Genomic DNA, 25,350 nt, shown 5'->3' with positions numbered 1-25,350 from the left:
TAAACTCTCGTTTACCTGATTTATAGTGAAGGCTCCCAGGGGCCTGTTCCCGGTACGGCATGAACACGTTCGAACACCAACCGCGTCCAGACCCGGTTGTGACGGACGCGGCCGCCTCCGGGCGGCGACCGGAGCGAGTGGCATGGCAGTGAACACGACTGACGGCGGCGCGTCCATCGACCCCGGCGCGACCGTCGGCTACGAGTACGACGAGGACGCCGGCGCGGCTCACCTCGGCGAGGACGCCCGCGTCCGCTCGGGGACCGTCGTCTACGGCGACGTCGTCGCCGGCGACCGGTTCACCACCGGCCACGACGCCGTGGTCCGGGAGCGGACGACGATGGGCGACGACGTGCTCGTCGGGACGCGGGCGGTCATCGACGGCGAGACCGACGTCGGGTCGAACGTCAGCATGCAGACCGGCGTCTACGTCCCCCAGCACTCGGTCGTGGGCGACGACGTCTTCCTCGGTCCGTACGCCGTCCTCACGAACGACCCGTACCCGCTCCGCGAGGACGTCGAGCTCGCCGGGCCGACCGTCGAGCGCGGCGCGTCTGTCGGCGCGAACGCGACGCTGCTCCCGGGCGTCACCGTCGGCGAGAACGCGTTCGTCGCGGCGGGCGCCGTGGTCACGCGCGACGTCCCGCCGGACACGCTCGCGGTCGGCGCGCCGGCCGAGCACCGCGCCCTGCCGCCGGTCCTCGAAGGGGGGAACCAGCGATGACGGGCACCCTCGACGAGCGCGTGCAGCTGTACGGCTCGGAGCTGGCGACGGACCGCCAGCGGTCGGCGTTCGTCTCCGGGGAGGTCCCGGTGGCCGTCTACGGCCTCGGGAAGATGGGGCTGCCGCTGGCCGCCGTCTACGCCGAGACCACGGGGAACGTCGCCGGCGTGGACGTCGACGAGTCCGTCGTCCGCGCGGTCAACCGCGGCGAGAGCCCGATCGACGGGGAACCCGGCCTCGACGACCTCGTCCGCGAGGCGGTCGTGGAGGGGTCCCTCGAGGCGTTCACCGACGGCGCGGCGGTCGCCGAGGACGCGAGCCTCCACGTCGTCATCGTGCCGACGCTCGTCGACGACGACGACGAACCCGACCTCTCGGTCGTGAAAGACGTCGCGAGGGACATCGCCGCGGGGCTCGACGCCGGGGACACCGTCGTCTTCGAGTCGACGCTCCCGCCGCGGTCCTGCCGGGACGAACTGCTCCCCCTGCTGGAGTCGGAGAGCGGTCTCGACCGCTCGGAGTTCGGGCTGGCGTTCTGCCCGGAGCGGACGTCCAGCGGTCGCGCGCTGCGGGACGTCCGGGGCGCGCACCCGAAGGTCGTCGGCGGCGTCGACGACGAGTCGACGCGCGTCGCCGAGGTCGTCTACGGGGAGCTCACGAGCAACGACGTCATCCCGGTCGCGAACGCGACCACCGCGGAGGCCGTGAAGGTCTTCGAGGGCGTCTACCGGGACGTCAACATCGCGCTCGCGAACGAGCTCGGCCGGCACGCCGACGAGCTCGGCATCGACGTCGTCGACGCCATCGACGCCGCGAACACGCAGCCGTTCTGTGACATCCACACGCCCGGCGCGGGCGTCGGCGGCCACTGCATCCCCTACTACCCCCACTTCCTCATCCAGCGCTTCGAGTCCTCGAGCCAGCTGATGGAGACCGCACGCGAGATCAACGAGATGATGCCCCTCTACACGACGGAGCTCACGCTGAACGGGCTCCGCGAGGCGGGCACTCCCCCGAGCGAGGCCGACGTGGCCGTGCTCGGGCTGACGTACCGGCCGGGGGTCGCGGAGATCCGGTCGACGCCCGCGCTCCCCATCGTCGAACACCTCAGCGACGTCGGCGCGGACGTCACCGTCGTCGACCCCGTGCTGGACGACTACGAGGCCTTCGAGGACGTCGGCGGCACGCCCGAATCGGTGAGCCGCCTCCAGGAGCAGTCCTTCGACGCCGTCGTCCTCGTGACCCCGCAGGACGCGTTCGCTCGCCTGGACGTCCGGTCGCTGCGCCCCCACGGCGAGCGGCTCCTCGTGGTCGACGGCAGACAGGAGTTCACGCACCTGCGCGACGCCGTCGAGGTCGACTACCGGGGAGTGGGTCTGCATGACTGAGCCGGCCGGGGACGTGGTCTGCGTCGTCGGCCTCGGGTACGTCGGCCTCCCGCTCGCGCTCTCGTTCGACGAGGCCGGCCTCGAGGTCGTCGGGTACGACATCGACGAGGCGAAGACGGCCACGCTCTCGGCCGGCACGGACCCCATCGACGAGGTCGGCGACCGCCGGCTCGCGGCGTCGGACGCGACGTTCACCGACGACCCCGCGGCGATCGGTCGCGCGGACTACGTCGTCGTCACCGTGCCGACGCCGGTCGACGACATGCAGAACCCGGACCTCGGGTACGTCGAGGAGTCCGGACACACCATCGGCGAGCACGTCACCCCCGGGACGACCGTCGTCCTCGAGTCGACGGTGTACCCGGGCGCGACGAAGAAGGTGCTCGTGCCCGCCATCGAGGAGCGCTCCGGGTACACCGTCGGCGAGGAGTTCTCGGTCGGGTACTCGCCCGAGCGGGTCTCGCCCGGTGTCGACGGCCGCGGCGTCGGCGACGTCAGCAAGATCGTGGGGGCGCGCCGCGAGGCGGTCCGCGAGGACCTGGTGGCGCTGTACGACCGCGTCGTCGACGCCGAGGTCCACCGCGTCCCCGACATCGAGACGGCGGAGGCGGCGAAGGCAATCGAGAACGTCCAGCGGGACATCAACATCGCGCTCAGCAACGAGCTCGCGATGGCCTGCGACCACATGGACCTCGACACCCACGAGGTGCTCGACGCCGCCGGCACGAAGTGGAACTTCGACGACAGCTACCGGCCGGGGCTGGTCGGCGGACACTGCATCCCCATCGACCCGCTCTACCTGGTGTATCGCTCGGAGAGCGACGGCTTCTCGCCGAAGCTCATTCTGCAGGCCCGGGAGATCAACGACCACGTGCCGCGGCACGTCGCCCGGCTCGCGCTCCGCGCGCTGAACGACACGGGCCGCGTGCTCCGCGAGAGCCGACTGCTCCTGCTCGGCCTCGCGTACAAGCCGGACGTCGGCGACGTGGCGAACTCCCCCGTGGGCAGCGTCGTCAGCGCGCTCCAGTCCTACGACGTCACCGTCGGCGGCTACGACCCCCACGCGGACGCCGAGGAGGTGCGCCGGCACGTCGACGACGACGTCGACGTCCACGAGACCCTCTCGTTCGGCGGCTACGACGGGGTCGTGCTGGCGACGGCCCACGAGGAGTTCCGGGACCCGGACCTCGCGGCGATGGCGGACGCGCTCGACGACGACCCGGTGCTCGTCGACGTCCCCGGCGTCGTCGACGAGGCGACCGCGGAATCACACGGCTTCGTCTACGACAGGCTATGACACGGACACGACCAGAGCGAACGGACCGAACGCAGACCGCCGACGGGGTGAGCGAGACGTGGACGTCCTGATCAGCGTCCAGCACCCCGCACACGCCCACTTCTACCGGTACGTGGTGCGCGAGCTCCAGTCGCGGGGCCACGACGTCCACGTGTTCGCCCGCGACGAACCGATCATCCGGGCGCTCCTCGACGCCCACGGCGTCGACCACGAGGCGCTGCCCGGCCCGGGGAGCCCGCCGGGGCCGCGCGCCGTCGGCCAGCTCTCCTACGAGTGGCGGCTGTTCCGCCACGCGGCGGGCATCGGGCCGGACGTGATGACCGCCATCGGTGGCGTCTCCGTCGCGCACGTCTCGACGCTGGTCGGCGCGCGCTGCGTGGTGTTCACGGACACCGAGCACGCGACCCTGACGAACGCGCTCGCGTTCCCGCTGGCGGACACCGTCTGCACGCCGACGTGCTACCGGAACGACGTCGGGGACAAGCAGCGCCGCTACGACGGCTGCCACGAGCTCGCGTACCTCCACCCGGACCGCTTCACGCCGGACCCCTCGGTGCTGGACCGCGTGGACCTGGACGCCGACCAGCGGTACGCCGTGCTGCGGTCGGTCGCCGCCGACGCGTTCCACGACACCGACAAGGAGGGGTTCGACGACGTCGGCGACGTCATCGACAGCCTCGAGGAGACCGGGGCGCGCGTCCTCGTCACGGCCGAGGGCGACGTCCCCGTCGGGTACGCGGACCGCCGCATCGACGTCCAGCCCCACCAGATGCACGACCTGCTGTACTACGCCGACCTCTTCGTCGGCGAGGGCGCCACGATGGTCACGGAGAGCGCGGTGCTCGGGACGCCCGCGCTGTACGTGAGCTCGCTCAGCTCCGGGGTGACCGACTGCCTCGCGGAGGAGTACGGCCTCGTCTTCGACCACCACGGCGAGCAGCGACAGCAGACCGGCATCGAGACCGCGGTCGAACTGCTGGAGCGCGACGACGAGTACGACTGGGAGCGCCGCCGCGTCGAACTGCTCGCGGACGTCGAGGACCCCCTCGACGTCGCGGTGAACGAGATCTGTGCCGCGAACTGACCTCGACGTCCTCCAGGTCGTCACGACGGCGTCGCCGTTCTTCGAACAGCAGGTGCGGGCCCTGGAGGACCGCGGCGTCTCCTGTACGACCGTCGCCGTGCCGGACGCCGACGGCGCGGCGGGGACCGTCGACGCCTACCGGCGGTTCTACCAGCGCGTGCTCCGCGCGGGCCTCGACGACTACGACCTCGTGCACGCGAACTACGGCCTCGTCGGCCCGTTCGCGCTCGCGCAGCCGACCCGCCCCGTCGTGTTGACGCTCTGGGGGTCGGAGGTGATGGGCGAGTCGGCCCGCCTGTCGGCGGTCAGCAGCGCGGCCGCGCGGGCCAGCGACCGGGTCGTCGTGCCGTCGGCGCCCATCTCGGACGCGTTCGACGTCTCCCACGAGGTCGTCCCGTTCCCGGTGGACACGGGGACGTTCCGGCCGATTGAGCGGTCGGCGGCGCGGGCGGCCGTCGACTGGGAGACGGACGCGAAGGTCGTCCTGTTCCCGTACCACCCGGACCGGGACGTGAAAGACTACCCGCGCGCGGAGCGCATCGTCGCGGCCGTCGACGACCGCCTCGACGAGCCCGTGGAACTCCGCTGGATCTGGGGCGTCCCCCACGATGAAGTGCCGCAGTACATGAACGCCAGCGACGCCGTCCTCGTGACGTCCAGCCACGAGAGCGGGCCGATGGTGGTCAAGGAGGCCGCCGCCTGCAACGTGCCCGTGGTCTCCACGAGCGTGGGGTTCGCGCCGGCCGCCCTCGACGGCGTCAGTCGCTCGCACGTCCGCGAGACCGACGACGGACTGGTGGACGCGCTGGCGTCCGTGCTCGCGGCCGGCGAGCGCTCGGACGGCCGGTCGGTGCTCGAGCTACCGGACCGCGAGCAGACGGGCGAACGCCTCCACGCCATCTACCGGGACGTCCTCGGCGAGTGACGCCCGGAGGCCGACGCGGCGCCGCCTGAGTCTCCGCGAGCGACTCGTCGCTTACAGCCGCGCCTCGATCCAGTCGAGGACGGCCTCCGTCTCGTGGTGGGGCGCGGTGACGTCGCCGTCGAGTTCGAGCTGCGGCACGAACGAGACGCCGGCCTCGCGGGCGGCCGCGGTCGTCTCCTCGACCGGGGACTCGTACCAGCCGTCGTCGACGCGGACGCGGACTTTCCCCCAGTTCCTGACGCCCGCGTCCCGCATCGCGGCTGTCAGGTCCTCGAGGGAGGTCCACTCGAGGCCGGACTGGCGCTCGAAGACGTACTCGAAGAACGTCCAGTAGTTCTCCGGTTCGACGTCCCAGACGCCGAGGGCCACCCTGGAGACGAGGTCGCTCCGGCCGCCGTCGAGGATGTAGGGGTCGCCGGGGTCCTCGGGCTCGTACGCGACGTCCCGGTACTGGAGGTTCAGTTCGCCGGACTCGACGAACTCCTCGCGGACGGTCTCGTAGTTGCCGCGGACGAACTCCTGCGTGTACGGGCACTTGAAGCTCCCGTAGACGGTCGCCGTGGGGTTCCCGGGGTCGGTGCCCGTCACGGCGTACGTGTAGTCGTGGACGCCCTGGGGGAGCGGCGGGCCGGTCGGCGAGTCCTCGGCGTCGGCGCCGTCGTCGGCGTCCGAGCCGTCCTCGCCGTCGCCGAGGGCGTCCGGCAGCACGCACGTGCCCTCCGAGTCGATGCCGCTGGTCTCGACGTCGCCGCCGCCGGCGATGACCTGGCCGGGGACGTTGACGGTGACGTTCTCGACGACGTTGCCCTGGGACTGGTCGGTGAACACGAGGCCGTTCCGGTCGGTCCCGGTCTGGTGGACGCAGACGCTCTCGACGGTGACGTCGTCGCGCCGGAACGTCGCGGCCTCGAGGCGGGTGCCGCCGCCCGTGATGGCGACGTTGCGGATGGTGGTCGAACCGGGGTCGTCGATGCCGGTCGGCTCGTCGACGAGGACGGCCGCCGCGGTGCGCTCGGAGCCGACGGTGGTGTAGTCCTCGCCGACGTAGATGCGGGAGTTCTCCAGCCGGAGGCTGCCGCCGGAGTACGCGTTGACGACGCCGCCGCCGCCCTCGCCCGCCTCCATGACGATCTCGCACGAGGACACCTCGACGGGGCCGGGGCCGTCGGCGACGCGGACGCCGCGGGCGTTGTCGTGGTCGGGATTGGCCTCGTCGACGGCGATGGTGGCGTCGTGGACGGAACTGCCGGGGCTGCCGAGGCGGATCTGGGCGATGTCGTTGTTCTTGTACACGCCGCCCTCGACGTGGACGGGGCCGTTCGAGTGGGACGCGTAGAGGCCGTTGTTGCCGAAGCCCTCGACGTGGCAGTCACGGAACGTCACCGACCCCTCGCTGTCGACGTAGACGCCGACGGCCGTCTGCGGTTCGCTGCCGTCGGGCATCCGGAGGCCCTCGACGAGCGCGCTCCCGTCCTCGTCCCAGACGGAGACGCCGAAGGCGGTGTTCTCGGCCTCGTGTCGGCCCTCCTTCCGGACGTCCCGGACGACGAGGTCGTCGTAGGCGGAGAAGCCGACGGACGGGTGGTGTCCGGCGGCCGTGTTGTCGAGGGTGAACCCCTCGAAGCGGAAGTCCCGGAGGCTCGAGCCGCCGATCCAGACGTCGACGTCGTAGTCGTCGCCGGGGACGAGCGTGGCGTCGCCCGTCCCGACGATGGCGGCGTTCGTCAGGCCGGTGACGTCGACGTTGTTGACGACGTAGCGGCCGTCGGGGAACTCGAGGAGCGTGTCGTCGTCGAGGTTCTCTTCGACGACGTCGTCGACGGGCTCGCCGCCGGTCGGATCGGCGCCCGCCTCCACGACGTCGACGACCGTCTCGTACTTCGAGGAGAGGCTCGCGGCACCGGTGCCGACCAGGGAGAGCGCGCCGAGGGTCGCGCCGCTCGTCTGCAGTACGCTGCGCCGTGTGAGTGTGGGTTCGTCGGACACGGGTCGTACGTCACTGTTCCTCATGAAATAACTGGCGTAAATACGACATGATATACGTTCTTCATAGGTCGAAGGAGTCACATATCGGCGCCGAGGGGTCGCTGATGCCGGGGTTTGCGGCACTCTCGGACACCCACCGAGAACAGTAAATTACTCTGATACGTCTCGCGGAGTGGCTCCCCGACGGCGCCCGGCGACGGGCCCCGGTCGCGGTCCACCAGTCCGCCGACGCCGCCCCCCTGGCGACCCCTCCGGGAAGCGACCGGATTACACACCGTATAGTAAACCCGCGGCGGGCGGAACCCCGGGACGATGAGTTGGTTCGCGCGCAGACGACTCGACCGCGGCGTCGCGGCGCTCGGACTCGTCGCCGCCGCCTGCATCTTCCCGCTCCAGTTCCTCGTCTCGCACGTCTACGCGACGACGCTGCCCGTCGTCCTCGGGTTCGCCTCGGTCCTGTACCTGCTCGCGACCCGGTCCGACCCGGCGCTGAACTACCCGCTGCCCACGCTCCCCACGGGCGGCGCCCGCCTCCTCGAACTCCTCGCCCTCGGCGGCATCGCCGCCCTCTTCGGCTACGGCGGCCTGGTCGGCCAGCGGACGCTCGCCTTCTACGCCGGCGCGAGCGCCGTCGGCACGCTGTTGTTCGCGCGCGTCCTGTTCGTCGACCGCGACGACCTGCGGCCCGGCGTGGTGCTGTTCGGGATCGTCGCGCTCGCGTTCGCGGTCCGGTTCGTCGGCCTCTACTCCGTCGCCGGCTACATCGGCATCGACGTCTGGTCGCACATGGCGTACGTCGAGGGCATCCGCGCCCAGGGGTCGCTGCGCGCGATGGACACGAAGTACGTCGCCTCCCCGTTCTACCACCTCCTCGTGGCCGCGACCGCGGACCTCACCGGGCTCCCCGAGCGGGACGCCCTCTACCTCTCGGTCGGCGTCGTCACCACGCTGTCGACCGGCCTCGTCTACTACGGCGCCCGCCGGTTCACCGAACCGCGGTGGGCGCTGTTCGCCACCGCCATGTTCGCCGTCAGCGCGCAGGTCGTCCGGTGGGGCCTCCACGTCATCCCCACCAGTCTCGGGCTCGCGTTCTTCGTGGTGTTCGCCGTCTACCTCGCGCGCGTCCTCCAGGAGTACCGCGCCCGGGACGTCGGCCTGCTGGCCGGCGCCGTCGTCGCCGTCACGCTCACCCACCAGCTGTCGGCGTTCGTCACGCTCGTCGTGTTGGGGCTGGCGGTGCTCACGCAGCTGCTGTTGCACAGCGACCTGCTGGCGCCCGACCACGAGCCCACGAACGTGGCCGGCCTGTTCGCGTTCGGGCTCGGGTTCGTCACGCTCGACTGGAGTGTCACCCCGTACTCCGGGGAGTCGTTCACGACGGTGATGCTGCTGCGGCTCCGCAACACGCTGTTCCGCCAGATCGGCCTGCTCGACGTCTCGAGCTCGAAGAACGTCGCCTCGACGGCGGGCTCGGACAGCGCGACGCTGCTGACGAAGGTCATCGCGTACGTCGACGTCTTCGGGTTCCTGGCGTTCCTGTTTCTCGCCGCGCTCGGCTCGTACTACGTCCTCCAGGCCCACAACCGGACGCACTCGCGGGCCCTCCAGGTCGTCACCATCGGGGTGATGGCCGCCGTCGTCCTCGCGTTCCCGATTCTCGGGGTCAGCCTCTTCCTCCCCGGACGGTGGTACGCGTTCATGTACGTCCCGATGGCGGTCGTCGGCGCCCTCGGCCTCCGGTACGTGGTCTACCACGTCGACCCGCGCGCCGTCGCGGTCGGCCTCCTCGTGTTCGTGCTCGTGCTGCCGGCCGCCATGTCCATCTCCGGGGCGGCCACCCTGGACAACCCGGTCTTCGAGTCCAAGGAGCCGCGGTACTCGTTCACCGAGACGGAGGTCGACGCCGTGGGGACCATCGACGAGGTCACGAACGAGGAGACGCCGCCGATATACACGGACGCGCCGTACACGGCCATCTTCCGGCGGACCGACAGCCACGTCTCGGCGCCGATGCGGATTCCGCCCGACGGGCGGGCGACGAACGAACTCGTCGTCTACCGGAGCTACCAGTCGAACGGCGCGCCGCTGGTCGCCGGACCGAACGGGTCGACGCGCCTCACGCAGGTGTCCAGGGACCGGGTCTGTTCGCCCACGCGGAGCCGCCTGTACGCGTCCGGGGACGTGTCCCTCTGCAGGCAGCCCGGGTGAGGGGCTGCGACCGCCGGGCGACCGGGAGGAGGACGGTCGCAGTCGCGTGGTAGTTCGGACTGGGTAGTCCGGGATGCGTGGTGGTTCGGACTGGGTAGTCCGGGATGCGTGGTGGTTTGGACTGAGTAGTCGGAGTCGACTGTCAGTTGGAGGAGGTGTCAATCAGGGCCGCTCAGCAGTTCGGGAGAGCCGGTCGGGGTCGCGTGCCAGTTCGGCACGGGGCCCAGCGGGGGCCTCGGACCGGGGTCGCGCCGCGACGACCACAATTCTGTCGTTTTCGTAACAACTGGTCGGGAAAGTAACTACAAAACTTGTAAAATACTGTCTTCCATTCGCAACCGGGCGACGGCAGCGGTTCGACCGCGGCACCACTCCGAAAACCGACTATTTTACACAGTTTCTAAATTAGGAAAAAAACTATTAGTACGTTTGTAATGGTGGTGAGCGTGTTCGACAACACCGACACGAGCGGCCCGGTCTTCAGTCGCAGAAGCTACCTGAAAACCGCCGGAACCACCGCCGCGGGACTCGCCTTCGCCGGCGCTGCCACGGCCGACGCGTCCCAGTACGACACCGTCGTCGACGTGGTCGAAGCCGGCGCGGACCCGACCGGCGAGGAGCTCGTCGACGACGTGCTCGCCGAGTACAACGAGGACGACACGCGCCTCGAGTTCCCGGACGGCCGCTACAAGATCAACAAGCTCAGCCTCTACGAACGGGAGAACTTCGCGATGGTCGGGACGGGCGACGCCACGCTCGTCCCCGGGCCCGACTACGGCAGCGACGTCTGGATCGGCGGCGGGTTCGTCCGCGACATCCACTTCGAGGGGTTCACCCTCGACCACAGCGCGCCCGACACCGACCCCTCGGTCGCGTTCGGCGGGTACGACGGCATCGTCGTCCGGGACGTCACGAAACGCGGCTACCACGACGGACCGGAGACCGCGTTCGGGTTCTCGGCGTGGGAGGAGGACGGCCACGTGCTCGTCGAGAACCTCCGCGTCGAGGACGGCAGCGAACCGCAGACCGCGGTCTGCATCTACGTCGACACCGAGGGCACCGTCACGTTCCGTGACTGCCACGTCGAGGGCTTCGGCAACAACGGCCTCTACGCCTCGGCGTCGCGCGGACCGGTTCACGTCGAGGGCGGCGTGTACAAGAACAACGACATCACGCAGATCCGCCTCGGCAGCCCCGGCAGCTACGTCCGCGACGCGACGGTCGTCGTGGACGACGACCACCTCGACCACGACAACTCCCGGGGCATCCGCGTCGCCGACGGCCACGGCCCGGTCAGAATCGAGAACTGCGACATCCGGATGGAGAGCGGCCAGGGCGGCGGCGGCGTCGTCAGCGCCTACTCCGGCGGCGGGTTCGAACTCGTCGACTCGCGAATCTACGTCGGCGAGGACTACACGAGCGTCGGCTCCGACGGAAGTCGGGGCGCCGCAGCGGTGCTCGCCGACGAACCGACCGGCATCGACGACCCCGGCTCCACCACCATCCGCAACGTCTCCGTCACTGGGGAAGCGGCCTACCGCTCGGCGGTCTGCCTGCGCCGCGACGACGTCATCCTCGAGAACGTCTGCATCCACCAGACCGGCGACCACCGGAACGGCGTACTGGTCGAGGCGGACGCCGCGAACAACCGCATCGTGGACACGAACATCAACGTCCCCGACGAAGCGGTCGTCAGCGACGACGGGGACGTCGAGGTCGACGGCCTCAGGGTCTCGGACGCCTGCCCGTTCCCCGCCGGGATGGACCGGACGACGTCCGACGCGACCGACCCGAGCGTGCTCGCCGACGCGCCGTGGCCCGACGACGCAAGCAGGCGCACGTACGCGACGATGGGCGGCGGGGACGCGCCGACCGCGGACGTGTTCTTCGGGTTCGAGATGGAGCAGGACGACCAGGCCGCGCTCATGGCCCTCCCCCGGGTCCTCGAGGAGTTCGTGGCGACCGGCGAACTGAACGTCCGCTACCGGCCGTACGGCCTCCAGAGCGACCGGGGGCGGTTCCTGGCGAACCTGCTCCAGGGCGTCTGGGACCACGAGTGGCCGAAGTTCTGGTCGTTCTTCGCGTGGGCCTACGAGCACCACGACGCCTACGACCTCGAGACCTACGAGGACAGCGCGGACTTCCTCTCCGCGTTCGGCGTGCGGAACTTCGGGCTGATCTCCGTGCTCGCCCTCGAGGACGCGTACGCCGACACCCGCGAGCAGAGCGCGGACCTCGCCGGCGCGAACGGGATCCCCGGCGACATCCCCTGCGTCCTGCTGGACGGCGAGATGACGTGGTTCGACCGGAACGACCCCCACGAGCGCGACGACCTCGCCGACTGGATCCGCGAGCGCCTGTAGCGCTCCTCGGAACGCCGGTCAGCGAGCGACCGTAGGCCGCCCAGACCGACGGCCCACCCGAGCGTCGCCAGCACCCGTGCCGAGTGCCGCAAGCACCCGTACCGCGTGCCGCAAGCACCCGTACCGCGTGCCGCAAGCACCCGTACCGCGTGCCGCAAGCACCCGTACCGCGTGCCGCAAGCACCCGTACCGCGTGCCGCAAGCACCCGTACCGCGTGCCGGTCAGGCCGGACTCGGCGTCTGGACCGTCGAGATGTACGACGTGAGGTCCTTCGTCGTGACGATGCCGATGGCGCTGCCGTCGTCGTCCACCACCGGCATGTGGTGGAAGCCGTGGTCGAGCATCGCGTCCGCGACGTCGCGGATGGAGTCCTGTGCGCTCGCCGTGACGACGTCCGTGGACATGTACCGCTCGACGGTCGTCCGCGCCTTCGGCTTGCTGTTCGCGACGATGGTCACGAAGTCCGTGTTCGTCAGGATGCCCTCGAGTCGGCCGTCGTCGTCGACCACGATGACGGAGCCGATCTCCTCGTCCAGCATCACCTGCGCCGCGTCCTCGACGAACGTGTCCGGGGTCACCGTGTGGATGCCGTCCGACATCAGCTGACCGACGAAAATGTCGTCCATGCGTGAAGGTGTCGCCCGCCACGCCTTAAGCGTTGTCCGGAGTGCCGCCGCGCTCTCGGGGGGCCAGTCGCCCGCGGCGTGCGGTCTCAGCGCGCGAACGCACCGGGAACGCCGCTCGTCGAGACGGAGCGCCCCGGGAACGGCTCGCCGAGACAGAGTGCTTAGGTGCGCTCGCGCGTTACCCCCGAACGTGTTCACCGTCGCGCACGCCCAGGCGTCCGGACTCGACCTGCCGCTGACGGCGACGCTCGCCGTCGCCGGCGTCGCGTCCGCCGCCCTGACCGGCGCCGCCGTCGTGGCGTTCCTGCGACGCCAGACCCGACCGTACCTGCTCGTGGGATTGGCGCTCGCGGCGCTGCTCGCTCGCAGCGTCGTCGCCGGCGCGTCGGTCGGCGGCCTGCTCGCCGCCGACGTCCACCACGTCCTCGAGCACGGCCTCGACGTCGTGATGGCCGGCCTCGTCGTCGCCGCCGTCTGGTACGCGCGGGACGTCCGACAGACGCCAGCGGGAGGTGGAGAGCGGTGACGGCCGCACGCGAGACGGTCGCCGCGTGCGTCCGCGAGGACCCCGGCGTCCACTTCAACGCCGTCGTCCGCGCGACCGACCTCGCGCCCGGCCAGGTCCAGCACCACGTCCGCCGACTCGTCGACGCCGGCAGGCTCGCGCGCGAAGAGGTGTCCGGCCGCACGCACTACTTCCCGCCGGAGTACGGCGACTTCGAGCGCGGCGTGCTCGCGCTCGCGCGCCGCGAGACCGCCCGCGACCTCCTCTACTACCTGCTCGAGGAGGGCAGCGCGCGCCCGCAGGACGCCGCCGACGCCGTCGGGGTCGCGCGCTCCACGCTCGAACACCACCTCGGCGCGCTCGAGGCCCGCGGCGTCGTCGAGAAGCGACGGGACAGTCGCAACCGCGTGACGCTCGAACTCGCCGACGAAGCGGCGACCGCGCGCCTGCTCGACGCCATCCGGCCGTCGCCGACGGACCGCTTCGTCGACCGCTTCGAGCGCCTGCTCGACGACCTACTGGACTGACGCCGCCCGCGGCGCCGACCCGCCGGTCGACCGGACGACGCTGCCCAGCAACAGCAGCACGCTCGCCGCGAAGAACACGCCGCCGACCGGCGACGTCGGGTCCATGAACGCCCAGTACGCCGGCGTCGCCGCGGCGCCGAACAGCACGGAGAGCACGCCGTAGAACGCCGGCGCGCAGCAACAGCACGCGGTCGCGCCCGTGGTCGCGGCCATCCCGAGCGCGGACGTCGCACCGCCGTCGGCGCGCTCGGCGCGGGCCTGCTGGACGAGCACGCCCACGTTCGCGGCGACGAGACCGCCGAGCACCGCCATCAGCACGACCGTCCCCACGGAGACGTACCCGGCGAGCGGGACGGCGGGGAACACGAACTCGACGGCCGGCCACGCCACGAGCGGGTCGGCGACCGGCATGAACAGCACCGTCGACTCCGTCGGCGCGCCGACGCCCGAGTCCGGGTTCAGCGTGACGGTGCCGGCGGAGAACGCGAAGAACACGACGAACAGCGCGCCAGCGAGTCCGCCCGCGGCGATCGGGCGGCGGTCGCGGCGGAGGCTGCTCACGACGCCCCACGCGTCCCGGCGGACGACGTACGCGACGGCGAACACGACGGTCGCGACGAGGACGTACCCGAGTGGGTGGTAGATGCCGCCGTTCGGCATCACGACGGGGTAGACGACCCAGCACGCCAGCAGGAAGCCGAGCGCGGCGTACCGCGGTCGGTCGGGCCACCGCAGGCGGACGACGACGAGGCTGGCGACCGCCATCGCGGCGCCGACCACGAGGCTCAGCGTCGGATAGACGTCCCGGATCTGGGGGCCGGTGTCCGCGACGACCTGGAGTTCGACGAGGCCGACGAGCCCGAAGCCGCCGACGAGCCCGGCGACGAGGGCGGTGGGCGCGGCGTTCGCGGCGGTCAGGCGGCCGCGGCGGTAGCCGGCGAGCGTCCAGGCGGCGCCGCCGAGGCCGGCGGCGGCGAGCACGAACAACAGCCAGTGCGGCGTGCCGGCGTGCGTCGTCCCGGAGTGCGCGGCCGCGGACCCCGAGAGCGCGACGACGGCGCCGCCCGCTGCGGCGACGGCGGCGAGGCCGCGGACCGCGCGCGCGGTCCGGCGAGGCGTGTGCATGCGAGGGGGTAGCGACTCGGCTGGCTTCCGGGTTGTGGTCCGCGCGTCGAATTCGACGCCCGCACCAGAACCGCTTTTCGCGGCGAGCCGTTACCGGGACGTATGCACCGAGAGACCCGGGGTGTCGACCGGCGGTCGTTCCTGAAGGCCGCCGTCGCCATCGGCGGGGCGAGCGCGCTCTCGGCGTGCCTCGACCGCGAGGACGCGTCCGTCCCGGCGGGCGTCGACGACCCGTCGACGCTGCCCGAGCGCCAGCACGCCTGGAACGACGTTCTCTCGCGGGACGACGCCGGGAACGTCGTGCCGCCGCGCCACCACGCGCTCCTCCACCTCGAGTACGCGGGCGGCGACCCGGACGCCGACCGGGAGGCCGTCGAGGCGGCGCTGCGGTCCCTCGAGCGCGCCTACGAGTGGTCGAACGAGGGCCTGCTGTTCACGCTCGGCTACTCGCCGGCGTACTTCGAGCGCTTCGACGCCGACCTCCCCGAGGCGGTCGACCTCCGGGACCCGAAGCCGCTGTCGGCGTTCGAGGACCCCGTCCTCGACACGCCGGACGCGATCTTGCACCTCGCGAGCGACCGCGCGTCGGTCGTCCTGGAGGCCGAGGAGGCGGCGCGCGGCAACCGCGACGCCGCCAACGGCGTCGACGTCGAGGCCGCGCTCACGGACGCCTTCGAGGTGGCCGACCGGCGGACCGGCTTCGTCGGCGACGGCCTGCCGGCCGACCACCAGGACGTCGGCGGCGTCCCGGACTCCGAGCCGGTCCCCGACGACGCGCCGATGTACATGGGCTTCGAGTCCGGCTTCGAGAAGAGCCAGGCGAGCGAGGACCGCGTCACCATCCGGTCCGGGCCGTTCGCGGACGGCACCACGCAGCACGTCTCACACATGAACCTGAATCTCCAGCAGTGGTACGAGCAGGACGACCGCGACTCCAGGGTCGCGCAGATGTTCTGTCCGGCGCACGCGGACAGCGGCGCCGTCGAGGGCACCGGCGAGAACCTCGGCGACGACCCCGGCGTCGACGACTGCGGCGACCCCGTGGAGACCGCCGACGAGCACGGCGTCGTCGGGCACGCCCAGAAGCTCGCGGCGACCCGCGAGGACGACGAACCGCTGTTGCTCCGGCGGGACTTCGACTCGACGGACGGCGGCAGCGCGAGCCTGCACTTCCTCGCGCTCCAGCGCGGCATCGGCGACTTCGAGGCGGTCCGGGAGGCGATGAACGGCGACGACGTCGCCGACCAGACGCCGGTCGGCCGCCGCCAGAACAACGGCATCCGGCAGTACCTCGCGGTCACCCACCGCGGGAACTACCTGCTGCCGCCCCGGGGCCGCCGCGCGCTCCCCGTCCCGGGTGGTCGCGGTGCGTAGACGCGGCTTCCTCGCCGGCGCGGGCGCGACGGGCCTGGCTGGACTGGCCGGCTGCCTGGGCCTCCTGGAGACGGAGCGGGCGAGCCGCGAGCCGCCGCTCCCCGAGAACCGGCCGGACGCCGCCTACGTCCCCTCCCACTACGAGGGGATGGAGATGGCGGGCGCGCAGACGAAACGGGGCGTCAGCTGCGTGGTCTCGTACACGTTCCCGCACCGGTTCTGGCTCGTCCGCGACGCCGACACCGACCGCGTGAACGTGAAGGGCGCCGACGACCTCCACCTGATGGTCTCCGTGTGGGACGAGGCGGCCGGCGTCGTGCTCGCGGCCGCCAGTCCGCAGGTCGAGTACACGGGTCCGGAGGGCGAGACGGAGTCGTTCAGCCCCTGGCAGATGGTCTCCCAGCGGATGGGCGTCCACTACGGCGACAACGTCACGCTCGGTCCGGAGGGCGTCTACGACGTGACGGTGCGCGTGCCGCCGCCGGGCACGCGGCGCTCCGGCGGCGACGCCCCCGCCGAGGACGTCGTGGAGTTCGACTTCGAGCTGACCTTCGACAACGCCGTGATGGACGACCTCGCTTTCAGGGACATTCCCGGCGACCGGGAGGGCACCGAGGGCGCCGTCGACCCGATGGACATGCCCGGGGTCGCGCAGTCGCAGGCGCCGGCCGCGGACGACTTCCCCGTCGACGTCAACGCGACCGCTGAGACGGGCGGCGCGCGGCTCGTCGTCGCGGCCGTCGACAGCCTCGGCGACCTGGCGGCGGGCGACGACGAGACGTACCTCGCGGCGTCGCTGCGCACGCCGCACAACCGGTTCGTGCTGCCGGCCGCCGGCCTCGCCGCGACCGTCGACGCGGGCGGCGAGACGGCGTTCGACGGGGAACTCGAACCCGCCGTCGACCCCGGCCTCGGCTACCACTACGGCGCCGTCGTCCCCGCCGGGGGCGTCGACGGCGGCACCGTGCGCGTCGACACGCCGCCGCAGGTGTCCCGCCACGAGGGCTACGAGACCGCGTTCTTCGACTTCGAGGACGTCTCCCTGTAGCGCGGCGGCGCCACCGGCGGCCCCTTCGGTGTCTCCCTGTGTCCGGAGCGACCCATCGATTCCTCGCTGCGTTCCGAGCGACCCATCGATTCCTCGCTGCGTTCCGAGCGACCCCCACCGTTACCACGCTGCGTGCCGTCAGTTCACACATGGCGTGGACGGACACGACGCGGCCCGGCGGACGCCGATGACCGACCGCGGCGACGCCGTGGTGCTCGAGGAGGTCCGGAAGACGTACGAACTCGGCGGCGAGCCCGTACACGCGCTCCGGGACGTCTCCCTGCGGTTCGAGCGCGGGTCGTACACGGCCGTGATGGGGCCGAGCGGCTCCGGGAAGAGCACGCTGATGAACCTCGTCGGCTGCCTCGACACGCCCACGAGCGGGCGCGTCGTCGTCGACGGCGCGGACGTCGCGGCGCTCTCCGAGCGCGAACGCACCGCGCTCCGCGGCCGCGAGATCGGGTTCGTCTTCCAGACGTTCAACCTCATGCCGCGGCTCACCGCCGCGGAGAACGTCGCGCTCCCGATGGTCTTCCAGGGCGTCCCGCGGGCCGAACGCGACGACCGCGCGCGAGCGCTGCTGGCGCGCGTCGGCCTCGGCGAGCGCACCGACCACCGGCCGAACGAGCTCTCCGGCGGCCAGCGCCAGCGCGTCGCCATCGCCCGCGCGCTCGCGAACGACCCGACGCTGCTGCTCGCGGACGAACCCACCGGCAACCTGGACTCGGAGACGGGCCGGGACATCATGGCGCAGTTCGCCGCCCTGCACCGCGAGGGCAACACCGTGGTCGTGGTCACGCACGAGCGCCACGTCGCCGAGCACGCCGACCGCATCGTCCACCTGCTCGACGGCGAGGTCGAGCGCGAGGAGCGCGTCGCCGACCCACGGCGCCCGGCGGCGGGTGGTCGCGAGTGAACGTCCGCGAGAGCCTTAGGATGAGCGTGCGCGCCATCCGCGGCCACCGGCTCCGGTCGCTGCTGACGACAGTCGGCGTCGCCATCGGCGTCGCCGCCGTCATCACGTTCGTCGCGCTCGGGGCGAGCCTCCAGGCCGACGTGCTCGGCGAGGTCGCGGCCGGCCAGTCGCCGTCAGTGACGGTCAGCGCGGTCCCGGCGGACGCCCAGCCAGGCCCACCGGTGCAGGGGCAGGCGGTGTTCACCGAGCACGACGTCGCCGAGGTCGAGGGGCTGCCCGACGTCGCGGCGGTCGTGCCGACCGGCTCGGTGGCGGTCTCCGGGCTGTCCGCGGACGGGCAGACGCTCGGCTACAACCGCCTCACGGCGAGCACGCCGGCGTACTTCGAGTACGCGACGACCGCGACGTTCGCGGCGGGCGGCCCGTTCGAGCAGGGCGCGCGCGAACTCGTGGTGAACGAGCGGGCGGCCTCGCTGTTCGCGGCGAACCTCTCCGTCGGCGACCGCGTCGCCGTCGTCCGGCAGGACGGCAGCCGCGTGAACGCCACGGTCGCGGGCGTGCTCGCGGCGCGCGAGGGGCCGTTCGGCGGGCAGTCGGCGCCGCAGGTGTTCGTCCCGACGGACCCGTTCTACGAGACGCGCATCGAGAGCCCCGCTCTGGGCACCCAGCAGCGCGTCTACCCCTCGCTCACGGTGGTCGCGACCGACTTCCCGCAGGTCGAGGGCGTCCGCGACGCCGTGCTGGCGTACCTCGAGGGGGACTCCGACGCGCGGCACCTGAAGCCGGCGAGCTACGAGTTCCAGGCGCGAACCGCCGAGGACCTCGTCGAGCAGATCCGCGGCCTCCTGGACACGTTCACGGCGTTCGTCACCGGCGTCGCGGTCATCTCGCTGGTCGTCGGCTCCATCGGCATCGCGAACATCATGCTCGTCTCCGTCACCGAGCGCACCCGCGAGATCGGCATCATGAAGGCCGTCGGCGCGCAGAACCGCGACGTCCTCCAGCTGTTCCTCCTCGAGGCGGTCCTCCTCGGCGTCGTCGGCGCCGTCGCGGGCGTCGTCCTCGGCGTCGTGGGCGCGTTCGCGGCGACGGCGTACGTCGGCCTGCCGCTGACGTTCCCGCTCGAGTGGGTGGGCGTGGCAGTCGCCGTCGGCCTCCTGGTGGGCGCCGCTGCCGGCCTCTACCCGGCGTGGTCGGCGGCCCGGACCGACCCCATCGACGCGCTCCGCTACGAGTGAGACGCCCGGCAGGACGTCCGTACAGACGCCGAGTAGGCCGTCCGTACTATTCGTAGGCCGGACCTAACTCGCGTGCGTCTCCCCGGCGTTCCTGTCAGCGGAGTGTGGAAATTCGTCGCAAGGGTTTTTTGCAATGGGTCGCCAGTACAAGGCAATGCCAGGGGACGACGCCGGGGCGGACGAGGGGCCCGCCAGCGGCGACGCCGACGGACAGACGGACGGCGATGGCGGCGACGGCGGCGGGACGACGGCAGCGGGAGACGACGTCACGATTCCGGCCGCGGACGGAGCGGACGGAGGCGACGCCGGCCGGAGCGAGAGCGCGGACCGCGTGGACTTCGGCGCGCTCCGGCCGGCCGTCCGGCTCGCGGTCGACCGGAACCCCGTCCTGCGCGAGGGCGCCGACTACGAACCGGCCGCGGTCAGGGTCGCGGACCGCAACCCGGTCCTCGACACCGACTTCCCGCAGGCCGTCGAACGCGTCGTCGGCGAGGGCGGCGCGACCGCCGGCGAGTACACGTGGATCGACTACCTCAGGGAGTACGGCCACTCGAAGGCCGCCCACCGCGTCGAACAGCGCCGCGAACGCGTCAGGCACGAACTCGCGGTCGCCGACCTCGACCCGCTCGACCCGGGCGACTACGGCGACGACGAGGACCCGCCGACCCGCGACGAGCGCGTCGAACCGCCGTACCCCGACTTCGACGAACGCGACGCCGACCCGCCCCGGCCGAACTGGGACCGCCTCGACGCCGACCCCACCGACGACCTCGGGTTCAAGCCCGAAGCCCGGGACACCGTGCTCGGGGCCGCCGCGCGGCGCGCGTCGAACTTCCACGACTTCTTCGACGAGTTCACCGACCCCGAGACGACGCCCGTCGTGAAAGACGAGTGGCTCTGGGAGCACTACAAGCGCGAGTACTACTACGTCGGCGAGAACAACTGGACGCGCCCCCGTGACGAGGACGGCGAGATCGTCCGGTTCGACCCCGTGGACGCGCTCGGCTTCGACCCCGAGGCCATCGAGACGTGGCTCTCGGTGAAGGGGACGGCCGGCGAGAGAACCCGCGACCTCGTCGACGAACGCACCGTGGACGTCCGCGGGGACGTCGACGAGGACGCGTTCTTCTCCACGGTCGAGGGCCGGACGACGATGGCGAACCGCTACGACCTCGAGAAGGCCGTGCCGATGGAGAAGAAACTGCACTTCCGGGAGGTCGAGCGGTACTGGGTGAACAAGCCCTACGCCTTCGTCATCATCTTCCACTCCGACCGCGAGAACGAGAAGAAGTACTACCTCGTGGAGCCGTACCGCAACCCCATCGAGCGGGACCTCCAGGAGTTTCTCACGGGGAAGCTCCGCACCGCCATCAAGTACGCCAGCGACGACGTCGCCGCGGCCGGCGACGAGGCCTCGCGGCGCAGCGTCATCGAACGCGAGACCAGAGACCTCCTCGACCGCTACGACCTCTACGACGGCCCGGCCGCGGACACCCGGTCCGTCCTCGACCGCGTGCTCGTCGCGCTCGGCCAGCGGGACCCCCCCGAGGAGCCGGACGACGACCGCATCGACGGCATCATGGCGCGCCCCGAGCCCGCGGTCCTCGCCGAGGACCCCGAGACGCTCACCCAGTACCAGGTGGAGACCCTGCTGTACACGCTCCAGCGGAACTTCATCGGCTACGAGCGCATCGACGGCGTGAAACACGACATCAACGTCGAGGACATCTCCTGCGACGGCTACGACTCCCCGGTGTTCGTCTACCACACGGACTACGAGAACCTCATCACGAACGTCACGCACGGCCGGGAGAGCCTCGACGACTTCGTCGTGAAGCTCGCCCAGCGCTCCGGGAAGGGCATCTCGAAGCGCCAGCCGCAGGTCGACGCGACGCTGCCGGACGGCTCGCGCGCCCAGCTCACCCTCGGCCGGGAGGTCAGCGACCACGGCACCAACTACACCATCCGCCAGTTCAAGGACGTGCCGTTCACGCCCGTCGACCTCGTGAACTGGCAGACGTTCAGCCTCGACGAGATGGCGTTCCTCTGGCTGTGCATCGAGTCCGAGAAGTCCATCGTCTTCGCGGGCGGCACCGCGTCCGGGAAGACGACGAGCCTGAACGCCGTCTCGCTTTTCATCCCGAGCAACTCGAAGATCGTCTCCATCGAGGACACCCGGGAGGTCGAGCTCCCCCAGCGCAACTGGATCGCCAGCGTCACGCGCCCGAGCTTCGGCGAGGACGAGACCGGCGACATCGACGAGTTCGACCTGCTGGAGGCCGCGCTCCGCCAGCGGCCCGACTACATCGTGATGGGCGAGGTGCGCGGCGAGGAGGGCCGCACCCTCTTCCAGGTGATGAGCACGGGCCACACCACGTACACGACGTTCCACGCGGACAACGTCGGCGAGGTCCTCAAGCGGTTCACGACCGAGCCCATCAACGTCTCGAAGACGCTGTTCACGGCGCTGGACCTCGTGAGCGTGCAGTCCCAGACCCGGGTCCGCGGCCGGAAGGTCCGGCGCAACCGCTCTATCACGGAGATCAACCGCTACGACCCGGAGAACGACGAGATCAACGTCAACGACGTCTTCCAGTGGGAGCCCGAGGACGACGCGTACCGACAGACCGCGGACTCCTCGACGCTCGAGGAGATCAAGTTCGACCGCGGGTGGACCGACCGGGAGCTCGACCGCGAGCTCCAGGAGCGCCGCGTCCTGCTGGCGTACCTCATCAGGGAGGGCCTCAACGAGTACGCGCAGGTCGCGGCGACCGCGCAGGCGTACATCAACGACCCGGAGACCATCCTGACGCTGGTCGCGAACGACGACCTCGAGGCCGCCCTGGAGGACCTCCGCGGGATGGAGAGCGTCCTCATCGACGTCGACCCCGAGAAGGAGGAGATGGTGCCCCGTCCGGACCCCTCCGAGGACGGCCTCGCGGAGGCCGACGGCATCCTCGAGGCGGCCCGGGGCGAGGACGGCGTGCTCGCGGAGTACGAGGGCGAGTCCGTGGATTCGCTCGCGCTGGCGCTGGCGCCGGACGCCGCCGACCGGGACGTCGTCGCCGAACCCCGGGACCTCGACGCGATGGACCTCGAGGCGGCCATCGAGCGCGTCACCGGCGAGTCGCTGCCCGAGCGCGCGTCCACTGACACCGAGCGCGGCGACGGCCTGCACGCGGCCGACCCGCTGCCGGACGACCTCGAGCCCGCCGTCGAACCCGTCGACGACGTAGACGACGACGGCTTCGGGAGCTTCGAGCCGGCCAAACCCGTCGAGGAGGCGGACGCGGCCGAGGAGAGCGACAGCGCCGCCGACGGCGGTGAGCCACAGGACGAGGGCAGCCAGCCGCAGGACGAGGACGGCCAGACGCCGGACGACGGAGACCAGCCACAGGACGAGGGCAGCCAGCCGCAGGACGAGGACGGCCAGGCGCCGAGCGGCGGCAGCGACTCCGGCGACGCCGGCGAAGCGCGCGGAGGCGGGACCGAATGAGCACGGGGTCGCGGACGTTCGGCGGGGGCGCCGACGCGCTCGCGGACGCCTTCTACCCCCTCTACCGGTGGGCGTTCAGCGACGGCAGCGACTTCGTCGCGGACGTCGAGACGAAGCTCGCGGAGGCCCGCATGGAGGACCCCGTGGAGCTGTTCGTCTCCAGGGCCATCGGCGTCGGCGTGCTCGTCGGCGGCCTGTTCTGGGCGCTCGGCCTCCTCATGGGGTACGTGCTGTTCTACACGGGCGTCGTCGCCACGGAGAACCTCATCGGCCTCCCCGTCCCCAACGACACCCTGCTCGCGGTCGTGGAGGCGATCAAGATCCCCGCGCTCGTCGTCGGCACCGGCCTCGTCTTCGGCTTCATGGGGTTCACGGTCGGGTTCGGCGGGCTGCTGTCGCTGCCGTACCTGCGCTCGAACAGCCGCGAGCGCGAGATCAACATGCTGCTGCCGGACGCCGTCTCGTTCATGTACGCGCTGTCCATCGGCGGCCTCAACCAGCTGGAGATCCTGGAGGCGATGGCGAAAGCCGACGACACGTACGGCGAGGTCGCCATGGAGTTCCGCGCCATCGTCCAGGAGACCGAGTACTTCGACACCGACTACCGGACGGCCGTCCGGAACCGCGCGATGGAGACGCCCAGCGACGAACTCAGCCAGTTCCTCACGGACATGCTCTCCATCATCAACTCCGGCGGCGACATGACGGAGTTCCTCTCGGACAAGAAGGACAAGCACATGCGGACCGCGAAACAGCAACAGGAGCTCACCCTCGACACCCTCGAGCTGTTCGGGGAGATGTACATGACGCTGTCGCTGTTCCCCCTGTTGCTCATCATCATCCTCGTCATCATGAGCATGCTCGGCCAGGCCGAGACCTTCCTGCTGTACGCGACGGTCTACGTGCTCACGCCCGTCGTGGGCCTCGGGTTCCTCGTGCTCGTCTCGACGGTCAAGCAGGACGAGCCCGGCGACGGCTTCCTGGAGCTCGACGGCGACGAGCCGGCGCGCCGCGAACCCGGCCTGGTCGACCTCGGGCTCGTCGAGCGCTTCGTCGGCCGGTACTCCGTCTTCGACCGCGTGAAGAGCCGCGAGGGCACCTACGAGACCAAACAGCTCGTCCGGCACCCGGCGCGGTTCTTCCGCGACAACCCCCTGTTCACGCTCGCGTTCACGGTGCCGGTGACGCTCGTGCTCGTCGGGAACGCCGTCGTGGCGGGCATCGCGCCCACCTCCTACGACGGCATGGTCGAGGCCCCCATCTGGGGGACGGTCCTCTACGTCTACCTCCCGCTGTACCTCGTCGGCGTGCCGCTTGCGGTGTTCCGGGAGTGGAACGTCCGCTCGCGCCGTCGCATCACGGACAAGCTCTCGGACAACCTCCGGAAGCTCTCCTCCGCGAACGACACCGGCATGACCGTCCTGGAGTCCATCGAGGCCGTCTCGGACACCACCACCGGGAAGCTCGGCGAGGAGTTCGAGGTAATGCACGCGAAGGTCAACTACGGCACCAGCCTGAAGCGCGCGCTCGTCGAGTTCAACAACAAGTACCACATCCCGCGGCTCGCGCGCACGGTGAAGCTCATCTCGAAGGCACAGGAGGCGTCCAGCCAGATCACCGCGGTGCTCACGACCGCCGCGCAGGCCAGCGAGAACCAGGACGACATCGAGCGCGAGCGCCGGTCGCGAGCCCGCATGCAAGTCGTCATCATCGTGATGACGTACCTCACGCTGCTGGCGGTGATGGTCATCCTCGACGTGAAGTTCCTCGGGACGATGGGCGGGCTGTCGACGTCCGCCGCGCAGACCGCGGGCGCCGACCAGGCCGCCGACCAGTTGAGCTTCGGCGCGAACATCGACACCCAGCTGCTCGGCGCGATGTTCTTCCACGCGGTCACCATCCAGGGGGTCGTCTCCGGGTTCATCGCCGGCTACATCCGGGACGCGAGCATGCTCTCGGGCGTCAAGTTCGCCGTCGCCCTGCCGACCGTCGCGCTGCTGGCGTTCGCGTTCACGTGACCATGTCCCGCCTACAGCCAACCACGGATTCGTCTCGCGCACGACCCGCCACGGACTCGTCTCGCGCACAGACCACCGTGGACTTCGCCGCCGGCGTCAGCGTCTTCCTGGTGGCGACGGCGTTCGCGTTCACGTTCCTGCCCGGCGTCGTCGCGCCCTTCGCCGACACGGACGTCGGCGACCCCGTGTCCGCGAACCGCGTCGCCGACCACCTCGCGACCGACCGCCTCGGCGACCCCGCGGAGCCGTACGCCCTCGACGCCGAGCGGACCGCGGCGTTCTTCGCGAACGACACCGCGCTCGCCGACCGCCTCGCCCTCCAGTCCCACCGCGACGTCAACGTCACCGTCGTCGGTGACGACGGCGACCCGGTGGCGCTGAACGCGACGGTCACCGCGGCGGCGGGCAGCGACGTGCCGGCCGACACGGACACCACCGTCGCGTGGCGGACCGTCACCGTCGACGGCGACCGCGCCGACCTCGTGGTGCGGGTGTGGTAGC

General features: G+C 71.2%; 19 protein-coding genes. 16 read left to right on the top strand and 3 right to left on the bottom strand.

All coding sequences use genetic code 11. The features are described 5' to 3' along the window. Positions 1-142: 142 nt before the first annotated feature. The 5 genes from U5911_RS09780 to U5911_RS09760 are packed head-to-tail and all read left to right on the top strand — an operon-like array spanning position 143 to position 5,418. Complete coding sequence (locus U5911_RS09780; RefSeq protein WP_336036849.1) at positions 143-724, top strand: acyltransferase; 582 nt, start codon at positions 143-145, stop codon at positions 722-724. Continuing rightward, a complete protein-coding gene (locus tag U5911_RS09775; RefSeq protein ID WP_336036848.1) occupies positions 721-2,112 on the top strand; it encodes a nucleotide sugar dehydrogenase in 1,392 nt (463 codons plus the stop codon). Before U5911_RS09780 ends, U5911_RS09775 begins: the two co-directional genes overlap by 4 nt. Continuing rightward, the gene (locus tag U5911_RS09770) at positions 2,105-3,409 is read left to right on the top strand and encodes a nucleotide sugar dehydrogenase (RefSeq protein WP_336036847.1); all 1,305 of its coding nucleotides are present in this window, start codon (positions 2,105-2,107) and stop codon (positions 3,407-3,409) included. The genes U5911_RS09775 and U5911_RS09770 overlap by 8 nt, the downstream gene beginning before the upstream one ends. Before the next feature lie 58 nt (positions 3,410-3,467). Continuing rightward, the gene (locus U5911_RS09765; RefSeq protein ID WP_336036846.1) at positions 3,468-4,493 is read left to right on the top strand and encodes a DUF354 domain-containing protein; all 1,026 of its coding nucleotides are present in this window, start codon (positions 3,468-3,470) and stop codon (positions 4,491-4,493) included. Beyond that, a complete protein-coding gene (locus U5911_RS09760; RefSeq protein WP_336036845.1) occupies positions 4,480-5,418 on the top strand; it encodes a glycosyltransferase in 939 nt (312 codons plus the stop codon). The genes U5911_RS09765 and U5911_RS09760 overlap by 14 nt, the downstream gene beginning before the upstream one ends. Before the next feature lie 51 nt (positions 5,419-5,469). On the opposite strand, the gene U5911_RS09755 is transcribed toward U5911_RS09760, so the two are convergent. Next, positions 5,470-7,404: a thioredoxin domain-containing protein gene (locus U5911_RS09755; protein ID WP_336036844.1), complete on the bottom strand. Its 1,935-nt coding sequence runs from the start codon at positions 7,402-7,404 to the stop codon at positions 5,470-5,472. 312 nt (positions 7,405-7,716) lie between these two features. On the opposite strand from U5911_RS09755, the gene U5911_RS09750 reads away from it, so the two are divergent. Beyond that, positions 7,717-9,612, top strand: coding sequence for an ArnT family glycosyltransferase (locus tag U5911_RS09750; protein WP_336036843.1), 1,896 nt, complete (start codon positions 7,717-7,719; stop codon positions 9,610-9,612). A 446-nt stretch (positions 9,613-10,058) separates the two neighbouring features. Beyond that, positions 10,059-11,975 (top strand): DsbA family protein, encoded by a 1,917-nt coding sequence (locus U5911_RS09745; RefSeq protein ID WP_336036842.1) that lies wholly within the window; start codon positions 10,059-10,061, stop codon positions 11,973-11,975. Between the two features lie 222 nt (positions 11,976-12,197). Here the strand turns inward: U5911_RS09745 and U5911_RS09740 are convergent, their stop codons facing one another. Continuing rightward, a complete protein-coding gene (locus U5911_RS09740) occupies positions 12,198-12,602 on the bottom strand; it encodes a CBS domain-containing protein (RefSeq protein ID WP_336036841.1) in 405 nt (134 codons plus the stop codon). 190 nt (positions 12,603-12,792) lie between these two features. On the opposite strand from U5911_RS09740, the gene U5911_RS09735 reads away from it, so the two are divergent. Together U5911_RS09735 and U5911_RS09730 are read left to right on the top strand one after the other, a co-directional pair. Continuing rightward, a complete protein-coding gene (locus tag U5911_RS09735) occupies positions 12,793-13,128 on the top strand; it encodes a DUF7471 family protein (RefSeq protein ID WP_336036840.1) in 336 nt (111 codons plus the stop codon). Next, positions 13,125-13,634, top strand: coding sequence for a winged helix-turn-helix transcriptional regulator (locus U5911_RS09730; protein WP_336036839.1), 510 nt, complete (start codon positions 13,125-13,127; stop codon positions 13,632-13,634). Before U5911_RS09735 ends, U5911_RS09730 begins: the two co-directional genes overlap by 4 nt. Here U5911_RS09730 and U5911_RS09725 read toward each other — a convergent pair. After that, positions 13,623-14,759 (bottom strand): hypothetical protein, encoded by a 1,137-nt coding sequence (locus U5911_RS09725; protein WP_336036838.1) that lies wholly within the window; start codon positions 14,757-14,759, stop codon positions 13,623-13,625. The two genes, U5911_RS09730 and U5911_RS09725, sit on opposite strands and share 12 nt — an antisense overlap. Positions 14,760-14,861: 102 nt before the next feature. On the opposite strand from U5911_RS09725, the gene U5911_RS09720 reads away from it, so the two are divergent. The 7 genes from U5911_RS09720 (at position 14,862) to U5911_RS09690 (ending at position 25,349) form a co-directional block, all read left to right on the top strand. Then, the gene (locus U5911_RS09720; RefSeq protein WP_336036837.1) at positions 14,862-16,133 is read left to right on the top strand and encodes a twin-arginine translocation signal domain-containing protein; all 1,272 of its coding nucleotides are present in this window, start codon (positions 14,862-14,864) and stop codon (positions 16,131-16,133) included. Beyond that, positions 16,126-17,181 (top strand): DUF7350 domain-containing protein, encoded by a 1,056-nt coding sequence (locus U5911_RS09715; protein ID WP_336036836.1) that lies wholly within the window; start codon positions 16,126-16,128, stop codon positions 17,179-17,181. The genes U5911_RS09720 and U5911_RS09715 overlap by 8 nt, the downstream gene beginning before the upstream one ends. A gap of 187 nt (positions 17,182-17,368) precedes the next feature. Then, on the top strand, positions 17,369-18,097 hold the full coding sequence (locus U5911_RS09710) for an ABC transporter ATP-binding protein (RefSeq protein WP_336037160.1): 729 nt from the start codon (positions 17,369-17,371) through the stop codon (positions 18,095-18,097). Between the two features lie 20 nt (positions 18,098-18,117). Beyond that, positions 18,118-19,335, top strand: a complete 1,218-nt coding sequence (locus U5911_RS09705) for an ABC transporter permease (RefSeq protein WP_336036835.1) — start codon at positions 18,118-18,120, stop codon at positions 19,333-19,335. Positions 19,336-19,489: 154 nt separating this feature from the next. Beyond that, entirely contained in the window at positions 19,490-22,831 is a 3,342-nt protein-coding gene (locus U5911_RS16800) for an ATPase, T2SS/T4P/T4SS family (RefSeq protein ID WP_418771531.1), read from the top strand. Then, positions 22,828-24,849, top strand: a complete 2,022-nt coding sequence (locus U5911_RS09695) for a type II secretion system F family protein (protein WP_336036834.1) — start codon at positions 22,828-22,830, stop codon at positions 24,847-24,849. The genes U5911_RS16800 and U5911_RS09695 overlap by 4 nt, the downstream gene beginning before the upstream one ends. A 2-nt stretch (positions 24,850-24,851) precedes the next feature. Continuing rightward, a complete protein-coding gene (locus U5911_RS09690; RefSeq protein ID WP_418771530.1) occupies positions 24,852-25,349 on the top strand; it encodes a DUF7287 family protein in 498 nt (165 codons plus the stop codon). The last annotated feature ends 1 nt before the right edge of the window (position 25,350 follow it).

This window comes from Halobacterium yunchengense (genome assembly GCF_037031165.1).
Classification (GTDB): domain Archaea; phylum Halobacteriota; class Halobacteria; order Halobacteriales; family Halobacteriaceae; genus Halobacterium; species Halobacterium yunchengense.
This window is presented reverse-complemented; position numbering and strand designations above follow the sequence as displayed.